General features: G+C 60.1%; 20 protein-coding genes and 1 tRNA gene. 4 read left to right on the top strand and 17 right to left on the bottom strand.

From position 1 onward, the window contains the following. Window positions 1-13: 13 nt before the first annotated feature. The 16 genes from rpsC to ASG20_RS01360 form a co-directional block, all read right to left on the bottom strand. Entirely contained in the window at window positions 14-721 is a 708-nt protein-coding gene (gene rpsC, locus ASG20_RS01435) for a 30S ribosomal protein S3 (RefSeq protein ID WP_055872646.1), read from the bottom strand. After that, the gene (rplV, locus tag ASG20_RS01430; RefSeq protein ID WP_056047621.1) at window positions 721-1098 is read right to left on the bottom strand and encodes a 50S ribosomal protein L22; all 378 of its coding nucleotides are present in this window, start codon (window positions 1096-1098) and stop codon (window positions 721-723) included. Before rplV ends, rpsC begins: the two co-directional genes overlap by 1 nt. After that, entirely contained in the window at window positions 1098-1373 is a 276-nt protein-coding gene (gene rpsS, locus ASG20_RS01425) for a 30S ribosomal protein S19 (RefSeq protein WP_031393761.1), read from the bottom strand. The genes rplV and rpsS overlap by 1 nt, the downstream gene beginning before the upstream one ends. Window position 1374: 1 nt before the next feature. Continuing rightward, the gene (gene rplB, locus ASG20_RS01420) at window positions 1375-2214 is read right to left on the bottom strand and encodes a 50S ribosomal protein L2 (RefSeq protein ID WP_055872649.1); all 840 of its coding nucleotides are present in this window, start codon (window positions 2212-2214) and stop codon (window positions 1375-1377) included. Between the two features lie 4 nt (window positions 2215-2218). Next, window positions 2219-2533: a 50S ribosomal protein L23 gene (locus ASG20_RS01415; RefSeq protein WP_056047618.1), complete on the bottom strand. Its 315-nt coding sequence runs from the start codon at window positions 2531-2533 to the stop codon at window positions 2219-2221. Next, on the bottom strand, window positions 2526-3152 hold the full coding sequence (rplD, locus tag ASG20_RS01410; RefSeq protein ID WP_056047616.1) for a 50S ribosomal protein L4: 627 nt from the start codon (window positions 3150-3152) through the stop codon (window positions 2526-2528). The genes ASG20_RS01415 and rplD overlap by 8 nt, the downstream gene beginning before the upstream one ends. A 2-nt stretch (window positions 3153-3154) precedes the next feature. Continuing rightward, window positions 3155-3901, bottom strand: a complete 747-nt coding sequence (gene rplC / locus ASG20_RS01405) for a 50S ribosomal protein L3 (RefSeq protein WP_056047613.1) — start codon at window positions 3899-3901, stop codon at window positions 3155-3157. Between the two features lie 288 nt (window positions 3902-4189). Next, window positions 4190-4498 (bottom strand): 30S ribosomal protein S10, encoded by a 309-nt coding sequence (rpsJ, locus tag ASG20_RS01400; protein ID WP_007406109.1) that lies wholly within the window; start codon window positions 4496-4498, stop codon window positions 4190-4192. Window positions 4499-4668: 170 nt separating this feature from the next. Beyond that, complete coding sequence (locus tag ASG20_RS01395) at window positions 4669-4965, bottom strand: type II toxin-antitoxin system RelE/ParE family toxin (RefSeq protein ID WP_056047609.1); 297 nt, start codon at window positions 4963-4965, stop codon at window positions 4669-4671. Then, window positions 4962-5240, bottom strand: coding sequence for a ribbon-helix-helix domain-containing protein (locus ASG20_RS01390; RefSeq protein ID WP_056047607.1), 279 nt, complete (start codon window positions 5238-5240; stop codon window positions 4962-4964). The genes ASG20_RS01395 and ASG20_RS01390 overlap by 4 nt, the downstream gene beginning before the upstream one ends. Before the next feature lie 114 nt (window positions 5241-5354). Then, on the bottom strand, window positions 5355-5621 hold the full coding sequence (locus ASG20_RS01385; protein ID WP_056047603.1) for a hypothetical protein: 267 nt from the start codon (window positions 5619-5621) through the stop codon (window positions 5355-5357). A gap of 172 nt (window positions 5622-5793) precedes the next feature. Beyond that, window positions 5794-6987 carry an elongation factor Tu gene (gene tuf, locus ASG20_RS01380; RefSeq protein ID WP_031393767.1) on the bottom strand — a complete coding sequence of 398 codons (1194 nt, stop codon included), beginning with the start codon at window positions 6985-6987 and terminating at the stop codon, window positions 5794-5796. Between the two features lie 213 nt (window positions 6988-7200). Next, on the bottom strand, window positions 7201-9297 hold the full coding sequence (gene fusA / locus ASG20_RS01375) for an elongation factor G (protein ID WP_056047600.1): 2097 nt from the start codon (window positions 9295-9297) through the stop codon (window positions 7201-7203). A gap of 147 nt (window positions 9298-9444) precedes the next feature. Next, complete coding sequence (gene rpsG / locus ASG20_RS01370) at window positions 9445-9915, bottom strand: 30S ribosomal protein S7 (RefSeq protein WP_055872660.1); 471 nt, start codon at window positions 9913-9915, stop codon at window positions 9445-9447. Between the two features lie 49 nt (window positions 9916-9964). Then, window positions 9965-10336 carry a 30S ribosomal protein S12 gene (gene rpsL / locus ASG20_RS01365; RefSeq protein ID WP_010164594.1) on the bottom strand — a complete coding sequence of 124 codons (372 nt, stop codon included), beginning with the start codon at window positions 10334-10336 and terminating at the stop codon, window positions 9965-9967. Window positions 10337-10750: 414 nt separating this feature from the next. After that, complete coding sequence (locus tag ASG20_RS01360; protein ID WP_056047597.1) at window positions 10751-11764, bottom strand: alpha/beta fold hydrolase; 1014 nt, start codon at window positions 11762-11764, stop codon at window positions 10751-10753. A 167-nt stretch (window positions 11765-11931) separates the two neighbouring features. Between ASG20_RS01360 and ASG20_RS01355 the strand changes: the two genes are divergently transcribed. The 3 genes from ASG20_RS01355 (at window position 11932) to nusG (ending at window position 13295) form a co-directional block, all read left to right on the top strand. Next, window positions 11932-12008: transfer RNA gene (locus tag ASG20_RS01355), tRNA-Trp, on the top strand. 539 nt (window positions 12009-12547) lie between these two features. After that, window positions 12548-12745: a preprotein translocase subunit SecE gene (gene secE / locus ASG20_RS01350; RefSeq protein ID WP_056047594.1), complete on the top strand. Its 198-nt coding sequence runs from the start codon at window positions 12548-12550 to the stop codon at window positions 12743-12745. A gap of 13 nt (window positions 12746-12758) precedes the next feature. Then, complete coding sequence (nusG, locus tag ASG20_RS01345; RefSeq protein WP_055872668.1) at window positions 12759-13295, top strand: transcription termination/antitermination protein NusG; 537 nt, start codon at window positions 12759-12761, stop codon at window positions 13293-13295. A gap of 233 nt (window positions 13296-13528) precedes the next feature. Here nusG and ASG20_RS01340 read toward each other — a convergent pair whose 3' ends face one another. Then, on the bottom strand, window positions 13529-13963 hold the full coding sequence (locus ASG20_RS01340) for a hypothetical protein (RefSeq protein ID WP_056047592.1): 435 nt from the start codon (window positions 13961-13963) through the stop codon (window positions 13529-13531). A 113-nt stretch (window positions 13964-14076) separates the two neighbouring features. On the opposite strand from ASG20_RS01340, the gene ASG20_RS19240 reads away from it, so the two are divergent. Beyond that, window positions 14077-15657: a P-loop ATPase, Sll1717 family gene (locus tag ASG20_RS19240; protein ID WP_156363990.1), complete on the top strand. Its 1581-nt coding sequence runs from the start codon at window positions 14077-14079 to the stop codon at window positions 15655-15657. Window positions 15658-15809: the final 152 nt, after the last annotated feature.

Raw genomic sequence — 15809 nt, 5'->3', positions numbered from 1 at the left:
CTGTTCCTGCCCCTTAGCGACGATCGTCGCGCTGCGGCCGCACGCCGGAGGTCTGAGCCTCCATCATGATGCGGTCGTACGACGTCGGATCGTTGCCGAGAATCTCGCCCTTGAAGACCCAGACCTTCACGCCGCAAACGCCGTAGGACGTGTGCGCCGTAGCCTCGGCATAATCGATGTTCGCGCGCAGCGTGTGCAACGGAACCCGACCCTCACGATAGCTCTCCGACCGTGCGATCTCGGCGCCGCCAAGACGGCCACCGCAGTTCACCCGGATGCCTTCGGCACCGAGACGCATCGCCGACTGGACCGCACGCTTCATGGCGCGGCGGAAGGCGATACGACGCTCGAGCTGATCGGCGATGCCCTGCGCGACGAGACGCGCATCGACTTCCGGCTTGCGGATCTCGACGATGTTCAACGACACGGTCGACGACGTCATCTTGCCGATCGTCGAACGCAGCTTCTCGATGTCCGCACCCTTCTTGCCGATGATCACGCCGGGGCGTGCAGCGAAGATGGAGATGCGGGCCAGCTTGGCCGGACGCTCGATGACCACCTTGGAGATCGCGGCCTGCGGCAGCGTCTTCATGATGAATGCGCGGATCTTGAGATCCTCGAGCAGGAGCCGACCATAGTCGGCGCCTTCTGCGTACCAGCGGCTATCCCAGGTACGGTTGATCTGCAGACGCAGACCGATGGGGTTGCTCTTCTGACCCATTATGCTTCTTCCTGCTCGCGCACGACGATGCGCAGACGGCTGAATGGCTTGAGAATGCGGGTCGACTTGCCGCGGCCGCGGGTAGCGAAGCGCTTCATCGTGATCGACTTGCCGACCGAAGCCTCGGCGACGACGAGGGCGTCGACGTCGAGGTTATGGTTGTTCTCGGCGTTGGCGATGGCCGAGGCCAGCACCTTGCGCGCTTCGATCGCCATGCCCTTGGTAGAGAAGGCGAGGATGTTCATCGCATCGCCGACCTTCTTGCCACGGATCAGCGCAGCCACGAGGCCGAGCTTCTGCGCGGAACCACGGATCTGCGTACCGACCGAAAGCGCCTCGTTGTCCGCGACCTTGCGCGGGCTGACTTGCTTAGACATCAGCGCTTGCCCTTCTTGTCGGCGGAGTGGCCGGGGAAGTAGCGCGTGGGCGCGAACTCACCGAGCTTCATGCCGACCATGTCTTCGTTGACCGAGACGGGCACGAACTTGCGGCCGTTATAGACGTTGAACGTGAGACCCACGAACGACGGCAGGATCGTCGAGCGACGCGACCAAGTCTTGATCGGCGAACGCGCGTTGGTGTCCTGGGCGGTTTCTGCCTTCTTGAGCAGATGAAGGTCCACGAAGGGGCCCTTCCAGACTGAACGAGCCATGTTAGCCCTTCCTCTTCGTCGAATGACGCGACCGGATGATCATCTTGTCGGTCGACTTGTTATGACGCGTGCGCGCACCCTTCGTCGGCTTGCCCCAAGGCGTAACCGGATGACGGCCACCCGAGGTACGGCCTTCACCACCGCCGTGCGGATGGTCGACCGGGTTCTTGGCGACGCCGCGCGTCAGAGGACGGATACCCATCCAGCGCGAACGACCTGCCTTGCCCAGGTTCTGGTTCTGATTGTCGGGGTTCGAGACCGCGCCAACCGTCGCCATGCAATCGCTTCGGATGTAGCGCTGCTCGCCCGAGTTCAGGCGGACCATCACCATGCCCTTGTCGCGACCGACGACCTGCACGTACGTGCCGGCCGAACGGGCGATCTGGCCACCCTTCATCGGCTTCATCTCCACGTTGTGCACGATGGTGCCGACCGGCATCTGACCGAGTTCCATGGCATTGCCTGGCTTCACGTCGGTCTTCTTGGCCGCGAGGACCTTGTCGCCGACCGCCAGACGCTGTGGCGCCAGGATGTAGGCGAGTTCCTCGTCCGGGTACTTGACCAAGGCGATGAACGCGGTGCGGTTGGGATCATACTCGATCCGCTCGACGGTGCCCTCGACGTCCCACTTGCGACGCTTGAAGTCGATGTAGCGGTACTTCTGCTTGTGACCGCCGGCGATGCCGCGCGAGGTCACATGGCCCTTGTTGTTACGACCGCCGGTCTTGTGCTTACCTTCGGTCAACGCCTTGACGGGGCGACCCTTCCAGAGCGACGACTTGTCGACCAGGATGAGACCGCGGCGTGCCGGCGATGTCGGATTATAATGCTTGAGTGCCATGGCCTCAGATCCCCGTCGTCACGTCGATGGACTGACCGTCCTTCAACGTCACGATTGCCTTTTTCATGTCGGAGCGCGAGTAGTTCGTGCCCTTCCACTTCTTGGTCTTGCCCTTCTGGACGAGCGTGTTCACGCCGACGACGTTCACGTCGAACAGCGCCTCTACGGCCGCCTTGATCTCGGGCTTCGTGGCATCGTTCGATACCTTGAACACAACCGCGTTGAACTCCGACAGGGTCGTCGTCTTCTCGGTGATGTGCGGGGCGAGGATAACGTCGTAATGACGATTATCGATGCCCGCCTTCTGCTTCTTAGCCATGGAAGCGCGCCTCCAGCTTTTCGACAGCGGCGCGCGTCAGCACCAGCGTGTCATGCTTCAGGATGTCGTAAACGTTCGCGCCGGCAGCCGGCATGACGTTCACTTCGTACAGGTTGCCCGCAGCGAATGCGAAGCTGGTGTCGACCATGTCGCCGTCGATGACGAGCGCACGCTTGCCGAAGCCGAGCTTTGCGAGATCGCCCTGCAGCGTCTTGGTCTTGCCACCCTCGACAGCCAGGCTGTCCATGATGACCAGCGAACCCGCCTTGGCGTGGCTGCTGAGAGCCATCCGCAGGCCGAGCGAGCGAACCTTCTTGTTCAGCGACGGGTTGAAATCACGGACGCGTGCGCCGTGAGCCTTACCACCACCGATGAACACAGGTGCGCGACGATCGCCGTGACGAGCCGTACCGCCGCCCTTCTGGCGACCGAACTTCTTGCCGGTGCGGGCGACGTCTGCGCGCTCACGGGTGCCACGAGCCGTCTCGCGACGCTTCTCGAGCTGCCAGGTGACGACACGGTGCAGGATGTCGGCGCGCGGATCGAGGCCGAAGACCTCGTCGTTGAGCTCGATGTCCGCTGCGTCAGTGCCAGCGAAAGATGAAACCTTGATCTTCACGCTCAGCCCTCCTGGCCGTCGGCTGCAGGTCCGTCGGTCGTTTCGGCCGGCGTGTCTGCTGCGGTGTTGCTGTTTGCGGTCTTGAGACCGGCGGGGAACGGTGCGTCGGCGTGGCGCGCGACCTTCACCGAGTCCTTGACGAAGAGCCAGCCGCCCTTGGAGCCAGGAACCGAACCCTTGACGAACAGGAGGCCACGCTCGACGTCCGTCGATACGATCTCGAGGTTCTGCTGGGTGCGATACTTGTCGCCCATGTGGCCGGCCATCTTCTTGTTCTTGAAGACCTTGCCCGGATCCTGGCGCTGACCGGTCGAACCGAGCGAACGGTGCGAGACCGACACGCCGTGGGTTGCCCGCAGACCGCCGAAGCCCCAACGCTTCATGCCGCCCTGGAAGCCCTTACCCTGGGTCTTGCCCTGGATATCGACGATCTGGCCTGCGACATAATGGTCGGCCGAGATCTCGGCGCCGACGTCGAGCAGACCGTCTGCGTTCACGCGGAACTCATGGACGACAGCCTTGGGCTCCACTTCGGCCTTGCCGAAATGGCCGCGCTGCGGCTTTGCGACATTCTTCGACTTGGCGACACCTGCACCAAGCTGGACGGCAGTGTAGCCGTCACGATCCATTTCGCGAACGGAAACGACCTGATTGCCTTCGAGTGCCAGAACGGTGACCGGCACGTGCCGACCATCTTCCTGGAACAGGCGGGTCATCCCCATCTTCTTCGCGATCACGCCAGTACGCATGATCTTGTCCCTTCCTAGACAGAGGCCCCGTCGGACTATTCCTCGGGGGCTTGCGGACCATGTCCGGAGCGAGCTCCATGATGCGTCCACCTGACCCCATCCCCGGCAAAAGCCCTGAATGGAGTCGGTTCAACCCGGTAAATACGAAACGTGCCCCCGTCCCGGGCTGGTGCTTCCGCGAGTGCGGAAGCGTGACGGGGGACGCTGCCCCGTCGGTTTTCACCGACGGCGGTATCCCAATGTCGAACGGCGCGGGACCGTTACCGGTCGACCGCGCCGCGCCAGCCCTTAGGCGAGCTTGATCTCGACGTCAACGCCAGCGGCGAGGTCCAGCTTCATCAGCGCATCGACCGTCTGCGGCGTCGGCTGGACGATATCCAGCATACGCTTGTACGTGCGCACCTCGAACTGCTCGCGCGACTTCTTGTCGATGTGCGGGCCGCGGTTCACGGTGAACTTTTCGATGCGCGTCGGAAGGGGAATCGGACCGCGGATGAGCGCGCCGGTGCGGCGTGCGGTGTCGGCGATGTCGCCAGTGGCCTGATCGAGCACACGGTGATCGAACGCCTTCAGACGAATGCGGATATTGCTGTCCATAGTCCCTACCGATGCGAAAGAGCGGGCCCGTTTCCGGGCTCTTGCTGGTTGATGTTTAAACCGAAGGCGGGCCATTACGGGAGAGTCGGCGAAAACGCAACTAGGGAGCCTGCGATTTTCGCAGACCGCGGGCGATGGGGCCTACAAGGGTGAGGCCCTCCCCCTCTTGATCAGATCAAGCTGAGCGCCCGGTCATAATCCTGGCCAGGGCCGAGAATCCGATGGACGAACAGTCGATCGGGCAAGACCGAGTACAGTATCCCATAGCCCCTCCATGACCGTCGCCGGATACCGTGAGCTTCGTAGCGCGGCACCAAAGGGAACCCGAACGGAACATCGGCGAGTCGCAATGCTACCTCGCGCAGCTCAACGACGAAGGAGCCGGCGCGGGTCGGGTTGTCGAGCGCGATGAAGCCGCTGATCCGCTTGAGGTCGTCGACTGCACGCGATGACAGGACGACTTTCAAGCGCGGGACGAGCGGGCAAGCCCATCAATGTCGGCCAGTGCTGCGTTACATGCCGCATCGAGTTCGACGCCACCACCCGCCCCCATCTCGGCAAGCGTATCGGATACCGACACGTCCAAGTCACGAAGCCAGCGCTTTTCGTCCTCAACGCTCCCCTGATCGCGACTAATCAGATCCCGAACATACTCGCTAGCGCTAGCGTACTGCCCACGGTCTATCCGCGCCTGCACATAGTCGTGCATCGGATCGGGCAAAGATATCTTGATGGATGCCATGATGCGTTCTCCGTCTCCCTTATGCCACAAGACGCCATCGGTAGAAAGAATGGCCTAGGTTGGGGAGGAAAGCGGCAGGTCGGCTTACCGGCGTCGAGGCGACATAGCTGATAATCAGCTGTAGCTGGTGAAGTTGACCCCCACAATGATACCGGTGAGCAGCGATACGCCAATCAGAGCCATAGTCATGAAAATGCGTCGATCCCAGCTTCGGTTCAGCAGCGTCGCGATAGCGACGGGCGGAAGAAACATGCCGATGGCGTTAGCCATTCCCCTGTAATCGACAGCATCCGCCGCCAGGACAAAGCTCGTTGCGACCGCTGCGGTAGCAATGACCTGAAGCAAGTAAGGGTACCGTGTCGGCAAAGCTGGCGCGTTCATCGAACCTATCCTGAGCGGCTTTGATCACATCCGCAATGGAGGAGGCTGAATGCAGCCGCCATAGCCGAAGGTGCTAATAATGCCCAACATCCAGCACACCCAAAACACGAAAAAGCCCGGCCTCTCTCGCGAGAAGCCGGGCTCTTCGATCAACTCCCGAAGGAGGCGATGCTTACTTGTCGATCTGGCTCACGACGCCTGCACCGACGGTACGGCCGCCTTCGCGGATCGTGAAGCGCTGGCCCACGTCCATGGCGATCGGTGCGATCAGCTTGATGCCGAGCGACACATTGTCGCCTGGCATGACCATCTCGGTGCCCTCAGGCAGCTCGACGGTGCCGGTCACGTCCGTCGTACGGAAGTAGAACTGCGGGCGGTAGTTGGCGAAGAACGGCGTGTGACGGCCACCCTCTTCCTTCGACAGCACGTACACTTCCGAGTTGAAGTCGGTGTGCGGCTTGATCGTGCCTGGCTTGCAGAGCACCTGGCCACGCTCGACTTCGTCGCGTGCAACGCCGCGGATCAGTGCGCCGACGTTATCGCCAGCCTGGCCCTGGTCGAGCAGCTTGCGGAACATCTCGACGCCCGTGACCGTGGTCTTGCGGACGGTCGGGTGGATGCCGACGATCTCGACTTCCTCGCCAACCTTGACGATGCCGGTCTCGACGCGGCCGGTGACGACCGTACCACGACCCGAGATCGAGAACACGTCCTCGATCGGCATCATGAACGGCTTGTCGAGCGGACGCTCGGGCTGCGGGATGTAGTCGTCGACGGCCTGCATCAGCTCGGTGACGGCGTCGGCGCCGAGCTTCTGGTTCGAACCCGACAGTGCGCAGGTAGCCGAACCCTTGATGACGGGGATGTCGTCGCCCGGGAAGTCGTACGAGCTGAGCAGCTCGCGGATTTCCATCTCGACCAGCTCGAGGATTTCCTCGTCGTCGACCAGATCGACCTTGTTCATGAACACGACCATTGCGGGCACGCCGACCTGGCGTGCGAGCAGGATGTGCTCACGGGTCTGTGGCATCGGGCCATCGGTCGCCGAAACGACGAGGATCGCGCCGTCCATCTGAGCTGCGCCGGTGATCATGTTCTTCACATAATCGGCGTGGCCCGGGCAATCGACGTGCGCGTAGTGACGGTTGGCCGTCTCGTACTCGACGTGTGCGGTCGAGATCGTGATGCCGCGCTCGCGCTCCTCGGGAGCCTTATCGATGTTGGCGAAGTCGACAGCGGTACCGCCGGTCGTCTCTGCCAAAACCTTCGTGATCGCAGCGGTGAGCGACGTCTTGCCATGATCGACGTGACCGATGGTGCCGATGTTGAGATGCGGCTTGTTCCGCTCAAATTTTGCCTTGGCCATTGTTTCCTACCTTCTGATTCGTATTCCGGTGCCACCCCGGGAACCGCGCGAACGCGGCCCAATAGCGGCTGTTAAAGCGTTGCGCCAGCCCCTGCTTGGGGAGAGGCCGACGCGGAAGTGAATTCCGCGTCGTCGAACTTCGGTCGCTGACCGAAGCCGGCCGGCCTTTCGGCGTCTCCGAGCCAGGAAAACCTGGCTCGGTGCGCCTCGGGCTTACGCCAGCTTAGCCTTCACCTCGTCAGCAACGTTCTGCGGCACTTCGTCATAGTGCGAGAACTGCATCGAGTACTGCGCGCGACCCTGCGTGAACGAGCGGAGCGAGTTCACGTAGCCGAACATGTTCGCCAGCGGGACCATCGCCTCGACCGTCTGCGCATTGCCGCGGCTGTCGGTGCCCTGGATCTGGCCACGACGGCTGTTCATGTCGCCGATGACGTCGCCCAGGTAATCCTCCGGGGTAACGACTTCGACCTTCATGACCGGCTCGAGCAGCGTGATGCCCGACTTCTGTGCGACTTCGCGCATCGCGCCACGTGCACAGATTTCGAACGCCAGTGCCGACGAGTCGACGTCGTGATACGCGCCGTCATACAGCACGATCTCGAAATCGATGATCGGGAAGCCGACCAGCGAACCCGAAGCAGCGGTTTCGCGGAAGCCCTTCTCGATCGCAGGCAGATATTCCTTCGGAATGTTGCCGCCCTTGATCTCGTCCTTGAACGTGATGCCCGAACCGCGCTCGCCCGGCGTGACCTTGACCTTCACGCGACCGAACTGGCCGGTACCACCCGACTGCTTCTTGTGCGTGTAGTCGACGTCGACCGGCTTCTTCAGATACTCGCGGTATGCGACCTGAGGAGCGCCGACGTTCGCCTCGACCTTGAACTCACGCTTCATGCGATCGACCAGGATCTCGAGATGGAGCTCGCCCATGCCCTTGATGATGGTCTGGCCCGACTCGGGGTCCGACGACACGCGGAACGAAGGATCCTCGCGTGCGAGACGATTGAGCGCGACGCCCATCTTCTCCTGGTCGGCCTTGGTCTTCGGCTCCACCGACAGCTCGATCACGGGCTCGGGGAATTCCATCCGCTCGAGAATGATCGGTGCGTTCATCGCGCAGAGCGTGTCACCGGTCGTGGTATCCTTGAGACCCGCGAGAGCGACGATGTCGCCGGCGAAAGCCTCCTGGATGTCCTCACGGCTGTTCGCATGCATCAGCAGCATGCGACCGACCTTTTCCTTCTTGTCCTTGACCGAGTTGGTGACCTGCGATGCGGTCTCCAGCTTGCCCGAGTAGATGCGGGCGAAGGTCAGCGTGCCGACGAACGGATCGTTCATGATCTTGAACGCCAGCGCCGAGAACGGAACGTCGTCCGACGAAGGACGCTCGTCCGGCGTCACGCCGTCGAGCTTCAGACCCTGGATCGCGGGAACGTCGAGCGGCGAAGGCAGATAGTCGACGACAGCGTCGAGCAGGGGCTGCACGCCCTTGTTCTTGAACGCCGAACCGCAAACGACGGGGACGAACGCCATGCTCAGCGTGCCCTTGCGGATCAGCTTCTTGAGGTCGGCGACGCTCGGCTCGTTACCTTCGAGATACGCCTCCATGAGGGCATCGTCCTGCTCGACGGCCATCTCGATCAGCTCGCTGCGATACTTCGCGGCCTTCTCGACCAGATCCTCAGGGATCTCGGCATATTCGAACTTCGCACCAAGGCTCTCTTCGAGCCAGATGATCGCACGGTTCTCGACGAGATCGACAAGACCCTTGAAGCCGCCTTCCATGCCAATCGGAAGATACAGCACAGCCGGACGAGCACCGAGACGATCGATGATCGAGTTCACGCAGAAGTAGAAATCGGCGCCGGTGCGGTCGAGCTTGTTGACGAAGCACATGCGCGGCACGCCGTACTTGTCGGCCTGACGCCACACGGTCTCGGACTGCGGCTCGACGCCGGCAACGCCGTCGAAGCATGCAACCGCGCCATCGAGCACGCGGAGCGAACGCTCGACTTCGATCGTGAAGTCGACGTGGCCAGGCGTGTCGATGATGTTGATAAGGTGCTCTTCGCCCTTACCTTCTTCGGCGCGCCACTTGCAGGTGGTCGCAGCCGACGTGATCGTGATCCCGCGCTCCTGCTCCTGCTCCATCCAATCCATCGTCGCCGTGCCTTCGTGCACTTCGCCGATCTTGTAGGACTTGCCGGTGTAATAGAGGATGCGCTCGGTCGTCGTCGTCTTACCGGCGTCGATGTGCGCCATGATGCCGATGTTGCGGTAACGGTCGAGCGGATGGCTGCGGGCCATGATCGTGCTTCCTTAAGGATATGGGGAGCCGAACGTGCCGGCTCCCCAATATATAGGTGTTTGCGTGACAGGCGAAAGACCGCCCGTCACACGGATAGCAATGCTAGGCTTCAAAGCCCGCTGTTACCAGCGGCAGGAAGCCCGCTGTTACCAGCGGTAGTGTGAGAATGCACGGTTGGCTTCCGCCATCCGGTGCGTATCTTCACGCTTCTTGACCGCGTTGCCACGGTTGTTGGCGGCATCCATCAGCTCACCCGACAGCCGTGCGGCCATCGTGTTCTCGCTGCGCGAACGCGCCGCACCGATCAGCCAGCGAATCGCCAGCGCCTGTGCACGCTCGGGACGAACCTCGACCGGCACCTGGTACGTTGCACCACCGACGCGGCGCGAACGGACTTCGATGCCCGGCTTCACGTTGTTCAGCGCATCGTGGAAAACGCCGATCGGATCGCGCTTGGCGCGCTGCTCGACAGTTTCGAATGCACCGTACACGATCAGCTCTGCGACGGACTTCTTGCCGTCCAGCATGACGCTGTTCATGAACTTCGACAGAACCTCATCCCCGAACTTGGGATCAGGCAGGATGACCCGCTTTTCGGGACGACGACGACGTGCCATTTTGTATTCCTTCTAAACTTCAGCCTTGATGATCAGATACCTGACCGGCTTACTTCGGACGCTTGGCGCCGTACTTGGAACGCGACTGACGCCGGTCCTTCACACCCTGTGTATCGAGCACGCCGCGCAGGACGTGATAGCGAACACCGGGAAGATCGCGGACACGACCGCCACGGATCAGGACAACCGAATGCTCCTGAAGATTGTGGCCCTCGCCCGGGATGTAGCTGATGACTTCGCGCTGGTTGGTCAGGCGAACCTTGGCCACCTTGCGCAGAGCCGAGTTCGGCTTCTTCGGGGTCGTCGTGTAGACGCGCGTGCAAACGCCACGCTTCTGCGGATTTGCTTCCATCGCAGGGACCTTCGACTTGGCCTTCTGCGGATCGCGGCCCTTGCGGACCAGCTGGTTGATCGTCGGCATTGAAGCCTTCACCTTTCAAGTGGTTACTTTGCTGGAGCCATGAGGCGCCTGAGAATACAAAAAGGACCATAGGAACGCGGGAGCACCCCTCAGGTCCTGGAATGCATCCAGCAATGTTCAAGCATGCCCGGCGGGAAACACTCCCGAAGAACAGACCGCGCCTATAGGTCAGGAGTCGGTTGCGGTCAACGGGTTGGAATCGGATGGGGCTGGCGAAGGATTGGCTTCGTGGGCAGAGACAATGGCTCACGCGAATCCGACGACGACACCTCTCTCATCCTCCCCCGCCAGGGGGGGGTGGCACCGCAGGTGACGGAGGGGGAGGAACACGAGACCTGCGTTGTCGCCCCCTCCCCCTCCGTCTGGCAAGAGCCAGCCACCTCCCCCTGGCGGGGGAGGATCGCAACACCTCCTCTACCGTGATCGCGTCCCGAGCACCGCCAGCAGCGTCTTCTCGAATCGCGTTGGGTCCTCGACCTGCGGCGAGTGACCCAGTCCCTCAAGCATCACCAGGTTCGCATTCGGCATCTGTTTCACCGCCCGCGGCGCGACCATCGGAACCGGTTCGAGGAACTTGCGCAAGTTCGCTGGCGCTTGCGCCCGGCCGAACGCGGTCTTGTCGAGCGTCCCGATGATCAAGGTGGTCGAAGGCGTGATCCGGTACAGCTCATGCGCGACCGGCTGAGTCTTGATCATCTCACTGGTCTTGGCCTGCGCGAGCGCCACGATATCGCGCCCTGCCCCCTGATACATCCCCGCCTGCATCCAGACCCAGCGATCGTAGGACGGCTTCCACACGCCGTGGTAATAGTTCTCGAGCTGATACGCCTTGATCGACGCATAGCTCGTCTTCTTCTCGTTCGCCCATAGCGTGTCGACGTCGGTATAGGGCACGCCCTCCTCGCCGCGATCCTTCAGGCCGAGCGGATTGACGAGCACCAGCTTCTCGACGGACGCCGGGTAGAGAATGGCGTACCGCATCGCGAGCATGCCGCCCATCGAATGCCCGACGATCGTCGCCCGTGTGATGCCGCGCGATTCGAGCAGCCGCTTGGTGAACGTCGCCAGCATCTCGAAGCTATACTGTGCCGCGCGGGGCTTCGACGATTTGCAGAAGCCGATCTGGTCGGGGACGATCACCCGGTAACCGACCTCGCTCAGCGCCCGCGCGGTGCTGCCCCAGGTTGCGCCACAGAAGTTCTTTCCGTGGAGCAGGACGACCGTGCGGCCATTGGGGCGCTGCGGCGCGATATCCATGAACGCCATCTGCGCAGGACTTCCGACGATATCGACTTCCATCGTCTGAACCGGCCACGGGTAGGTGAAGCGTTCGAGCTGCGGCCCGAGGTCCGGCACCTGCGGAACCGGCCCCGCCCCCATGAGCAACGCCGCGACCGGCAGCGCCAGCATCATCAATCCCGCTTTCATACGATTACGCTTTCCTACATCCAACGAGACGGCTTAAGGTTAACGGGCAAACCATGCACCGTGCAACGCATCATCCTTACGATGATGGTTGCGGGGGCCTCGCGGGACGAATTGCACGCGAGACGCTTGCCCTTCGCGAAAACGCTGGGTAAGGGGCGCGTCCGTGTAGGAGTGTAGCTCAGTTGGTTAGAGCGTCGGTCTCCAAAACCGAAGGCCCTCGGTTCGAATCCGAGCACTCCTGCCACCCCCTTTAAATTCCCTGCAAAAATCGCGGCGGTTGCTCCCGCCGCTTTTGCGCGCCCATCACGATTGCAGAAACTGCATTCCATAATGCAATTTTCGCAATTGATCTATGATGTGCTGCGATGCACAACGATCAGGCCTTTCAGGCATCCTCTCCTAAAAACTTTTACGGCCGGTCTTGTACCGGCCTTTTTTTTCGCCTGCGTTCGGCGTACACCTCGGGTGCCGTCGTCAAGCCGAACGATAAATAGAAACCGTGGGAGCGGAGCCGCCGGTCAAACCGGCACCGGCAAGACGATCGTGCGGGGGATCGAGTGACCCAAGCGCTCTCCCCCGCCACTTCTCCCGGCCACCGCCGTGTCGCTTTCGATACGGCGCCCGCCCCTCTCCTGCCGCGCACTTGCTTTCACCTGTGACGGCAGCTATCTGCCGCGCTTCCGACAGCGAGGACGGACCTGCCGCCGCGGCCCTTCACAGGGAGCGGCTAGTGGGTCTATGCCTCGCATCTCAGTTTCTCAATCAGCGGGTTCGAAGAACATCGTGGCGAAGACGTCCCCCCTCGAATTCATCCAGCAGGTCCGCAACGAGACCGCGAAGGTCACGTGGCCGACGCGTCGCGAGACGGTCATGACCGGCGTGATGGTGGTGATCATGACGACGATCCTCGCGCTGTTCTTCCTGGGCGTCGACTCGATCCTGCAAGCGATCGTCTCCGCCCTCCTCAAACTCGCTCAGTAAGCAAGGTTCCGTCATGGCGCGCTGGTACATCATTCACGCCTATTCGGGCTTCGAGGGCAAGGTCCGCGACTCGATCATGGCCGAGGCGACCCGGATGGGTCTCGAACAGCTCGTCGAGCAGATCGAAGTCCCGACCGAAACCACGACCGAAGCCCGTCGCGGCAAGAAGATCGCGGTCGAGCGCAAGTTCATGCCGGGCTACGTGCTCGCCAAGCTGAACATGAACGACGACGTGTATCACTTGGTGAAGAACACGCCGAAGGTCACCGGCTTCCTCGGCAGCATGGGCAAGCCGCAGGCGATCAGCGAGGCGGAAGCCACGCGGATGCTGAACAGCAAGGAAGAAGCCGCCGCTGCGCCCAAGCAGAAGGTCAAAGTCGACTACGAGATCGGCGATCAGGTCAAGGTCCTCGACGGCCCGTTCGCGACCTTCAACGGGCTTGTGGAAGAGCTCGACTTCGACCGCAGCCGCGTCAAGGTTTCGGTGTCGATCTTCGGGCGTGCTACGCCTGTCGAGCTCGAGTTCGAGCAGGTCGAACGAAGCAAGTAAGCCGCAGAGCGGCGCGCTTGCGGCCGCACGCGATTAGCTGACGGCTAATCACGAGACGGTCTCGACCGGCCGGCGGGCCAACGGCCCGGCCGACGACGCGGGATTTACTCCCGCGCCGCGTTTTAGGCGGGCGCGTCTAGCACCAGACCCATCCCCCGCTCCGTCATCCTGACGAAAGTCAGAATCCAGAATTACGGAACGCTGACCGGCCTGCCTCTGCATCCTGACTTTCGTCAGCATGACGGGGAAAAAGCATCATACGATCCGAGAAACGCGCTAGTACCCTTGCCGTCCTCGCTAACAAGCCCGGCCTCAAAACCGCGCGCTATCCGCCACCATACGAGCAGCCGCTGCGCTGCGCTGCGGTCGTAGTAATACAAGCTCGGCGCCTCATACGCCACCAGATACAGCTTCCAGCCAACCACTGCTCCACGTGCTTCGCCACGCCGCTGCAATGTCTCGTTCGGCTTCGAGAAGGTGTAGATGAAACGGACGCCCTTGCTGCCAGCGAACTGGATCGGCGTGATGATGTCAATCACCACCGACGACGCATTGCGCGCAATTTGGTAGCTGTTGAGCAATAGACGCCTCTGCCAGATCATCTCAGAAGCCGTCAGAAAAAGCACATTTCTTGACACATATAAACGTTGCGATTTCGCCGCGAGCATGTCAACTTTCGTTCACATCGCGCAGTGTGGATATCGGTCATTACAAAGCCATGACTTTCGCAATGGTTTTTGCACGGTCTATTTAGAGAAAATGCGCTGTTGAAAGGGTGATTGTGAACGTTGACGACATCGATTGGGGCTCAGAGGACGCAAGAAATCTTCGGCTACGGACGCCAGATCAGGTCGATATCTTCCTTGGAAGCTACGTGCTCCCAGCCAAGTTCAAGTTAGCCGACTTTCTTAATGGCTATCGCTATTTTGTATTCGGAGGCAAGGGGGCGGGGAAAACGGCACTTTTGCAATACATTAGAATCAAGGCAGAGGAAAAACTAGGCGCGACCGCTTCTTTTTTCTATTTTCAAAGCTCATTTTCTAAAAATGATTTACAAGCATTCTTAACGAATACTGCAAAGGCGAATGATCGCGTAGTTGATGATAGCGGCCTCAGCGATCCCGAAGAAGCTTTCCTTTTTTGGCGCATATTTCTTCTTGCCGAAGTCGCGATGTTACTTAAGCGCGCCGGAGTTGCAGAAGGTCCCGCCGCCGAATTTATCAAAGCAATTGAAGCAGCGCGTCTAATCGCCAAAGCCAAAAATGTGGCAAAAAGATATCCAAGCTTACAGAGATTTTCCGTAGAGCTATCGAAAGATGCGAAATTTCAGCTTGAAGGCACCTTTGAGTCGGCAACAGTAAGCGATCTGTCAACCTATTTGCACATTGCGGAAGATAAGCTTCGTGGTGTTTTTCTCGAAAATACCCCGCTGTTTCTTTTCATTGACGAGATGGAGGTTTTCATCCGTGGCGACGAAACCGATGCGCTCCGCTTAGGGGCTATTGCAGCCTTGGTTCGGGCTGTTAGGGATTTCAATGAAACGTTCCGTGACAATGACATTAGAGTCATTGCAGCAATTCGCGATGTAGTTGTTGAACAAGTATCCACTGTTCAAGGTGAGATTTCCCGTATTATCAGAGATAATGGCGTCGCCGTGGACTGGCCCCTTTCAGCGAAAGAAGGCTTTCACCCCTTGGAGCGAATGGTGCTTGGGCGCATAGTTATGCAAGATGCAAAGCTCAAGCAGCTAAGGAATGGCGACTTTGATAGTGCTATTGCGCAGGCATCCAAAATGTATTTTCCCCAAGACGGATCACTTCGAGGCAGTCTAAATCTAACGTGGTACAGGCCGCGAGATATGGCTCTATTATTTGACGAAGCGGCGACGATCGACAGCGGCAAGGGATCTTTTTCTTCATATGCGTTGACGGATGGCGTAGTTAAACCGCTGGGAAAGCGACTTTGGGAGGATGCAATATCCGGACTTGCGGTTAAATATGGAAAGCAAGAATTGGATGGAGTTGAACGTCTTCTTCGTGGCGGAAAAGACATTTACAGCCGTGAAGAATTACTTAATAGAATGGAAGAACTTAGTCACTCTTACGATGAAGTTGCAATTTTGAGCGATAGTCACAAGTGGATGGCTGTGATTGAAGATTTGTACAGAGCTGGCGCTTTATACACGATTGCGAAAGTAAGCGGAAAGAAAAACTTTGCCTTTCGTGGAGACTCGATGCCGAGCCTTACAGATGATTTCAGAGTTGGGGTTCATCAAGTTCTGCTAAAGCATTTGTCTATCAGGCAGGGCGCTACCAATGACAGAGTATATCGCTCGCCGAGCCCGCGATTACCACGCCGATAGTTTGGTGGTCGCCTTATAAGGTAGCTTCGGCAATTCACTGATGCTGCCAGCCGATCCTGAAATATGCACTAATCGTGGCGACGTAAGGTTGGAACTACGTAATCGCGTTAGAAAATATGAGTAAAGACGGGACGCCGCCACCCTATAAAGGC

Origin of the sequence: Sphingomonas sp. Leaf198 (assembly GCF_001424005.1) — a bacterium.
Lineage (GTDB): Bacteria > Pseudomonadota > Alphaproteobacteria > Sphingomonadales > Sphingomonadaceae > Sphingomonas.
Note: the sequence above shows the minus strand (reverse complement) of the source record. Positions and strands in the feature narration are given on the sequence as shown.

Bases quoted from the DNA above. Each gene is read 5' to 3' on its own strand.
- rpsC (WP_055872646.1), bottom strand. From the start codon at position 721: ATGGGTCAGAAGAGCAACCCCATCGGTCTGCGTCTGCAGATCAACCGT.
- rplV (WP_056047621.1), bottom strand. From the start codon at position 1,098: ATGTCTAAGCAAGTCAGCCCGCGCAAGGTCGCGGACAACGAGGCGCTT.
- rpsS (WP_031393761.1), bottom strand. From the start codon at position 1,373: ATGGCTCGTTCAGTCTGGAAGGGCCCCTTCGTGGACCTTCATCTGCTC.
- rplB (WP_055872649.1), bottom strand. From the start codon at position 2,214: ATGGCACTCAAGCATTATAATCCGACATCGCCGGCACGCCGCGGTCTC.
- ASG20_RS01415 (WP_056047618.1), bottom strand. From the start codon at position 2,533: ATGGCTAAGAAGCAGAAGGCGGGCATCGATAATCGTCATTACGACGTT.
- rplC (WP_056047613.1), bottom strand. From the start codon at position 3,901: ATGCGTACTGGCGTGATCGCGAAGAAGATGGGGATGACCCGCCTGTTC.
- rpsJ (WP_007406109.1), bottom strand. From the start codon at position 4,498: ATGGACAGCAATATCCGCATTCGTCTGAAGGCGTTCGATCACCGTGTG.
- ASG20_RS01390 (WP_056047607.1), bottom strand. From the start codon at position 5,240: ATGGCATCCATCAAGATATCTTTGCCCGATCCGATGCACGACTATGTG.
- ASG20_RS01385 (WP_056047603.1), bottom strand. From the start codon at position 5,621: ATGAACGCGCCAGCTTTGCCGACACGGTACCCTTACTTGCTTCAGGTC.
- tuf (WP_031393767.1), bottom strand. From the start codon at position 6,987: ATGGCCAAGGCAAAATTTGAGCGGAACAAGCCGCATCTCAACATCGGC.
- fusA (WP_056047600.1), bottom strand. From the start codon at position 9,297: ATGGCCCGCAGCCATCCGCTCGACCGTTACCGCAACATCGGCATCATG.
- rpsG (WP_055872660.1), bottom strand. From the start codon at position 9,915: ATGGCACGTCGTCGTCGTCCCGAAAAGCGGGTCATCCTGCCTGATCCC.
- rpsL (WP_010164594.1), bottom strand. From the start codon at position 10,336: ATGCCGACGATCAACCAGCTGGTCCGCAAGGGCCGCGATCCGCAGAAG.
- ASG20_RS01360 (WP_056047597.1), bottom strand. From the start codon at position 11,764: ATGAAAGCGGGATTGATGATGCTGGCGCTGCCGGTCGCGGCGTTGCTC.
- nusG (WP_055872668.1), top strand. From the start codon at position 12,759: ATGGCGCGCTGGTACATCATTCACGCCTATTCGGGCTTCGAGGGCAAG.
- ASG20_RS01340 (WP_056047592.1), bottom strand. From the start codon at position 13,963: ATGCTCGCGGCGAAATCGCAACGTTTATATGTGTCAAGAAATGTGCTT.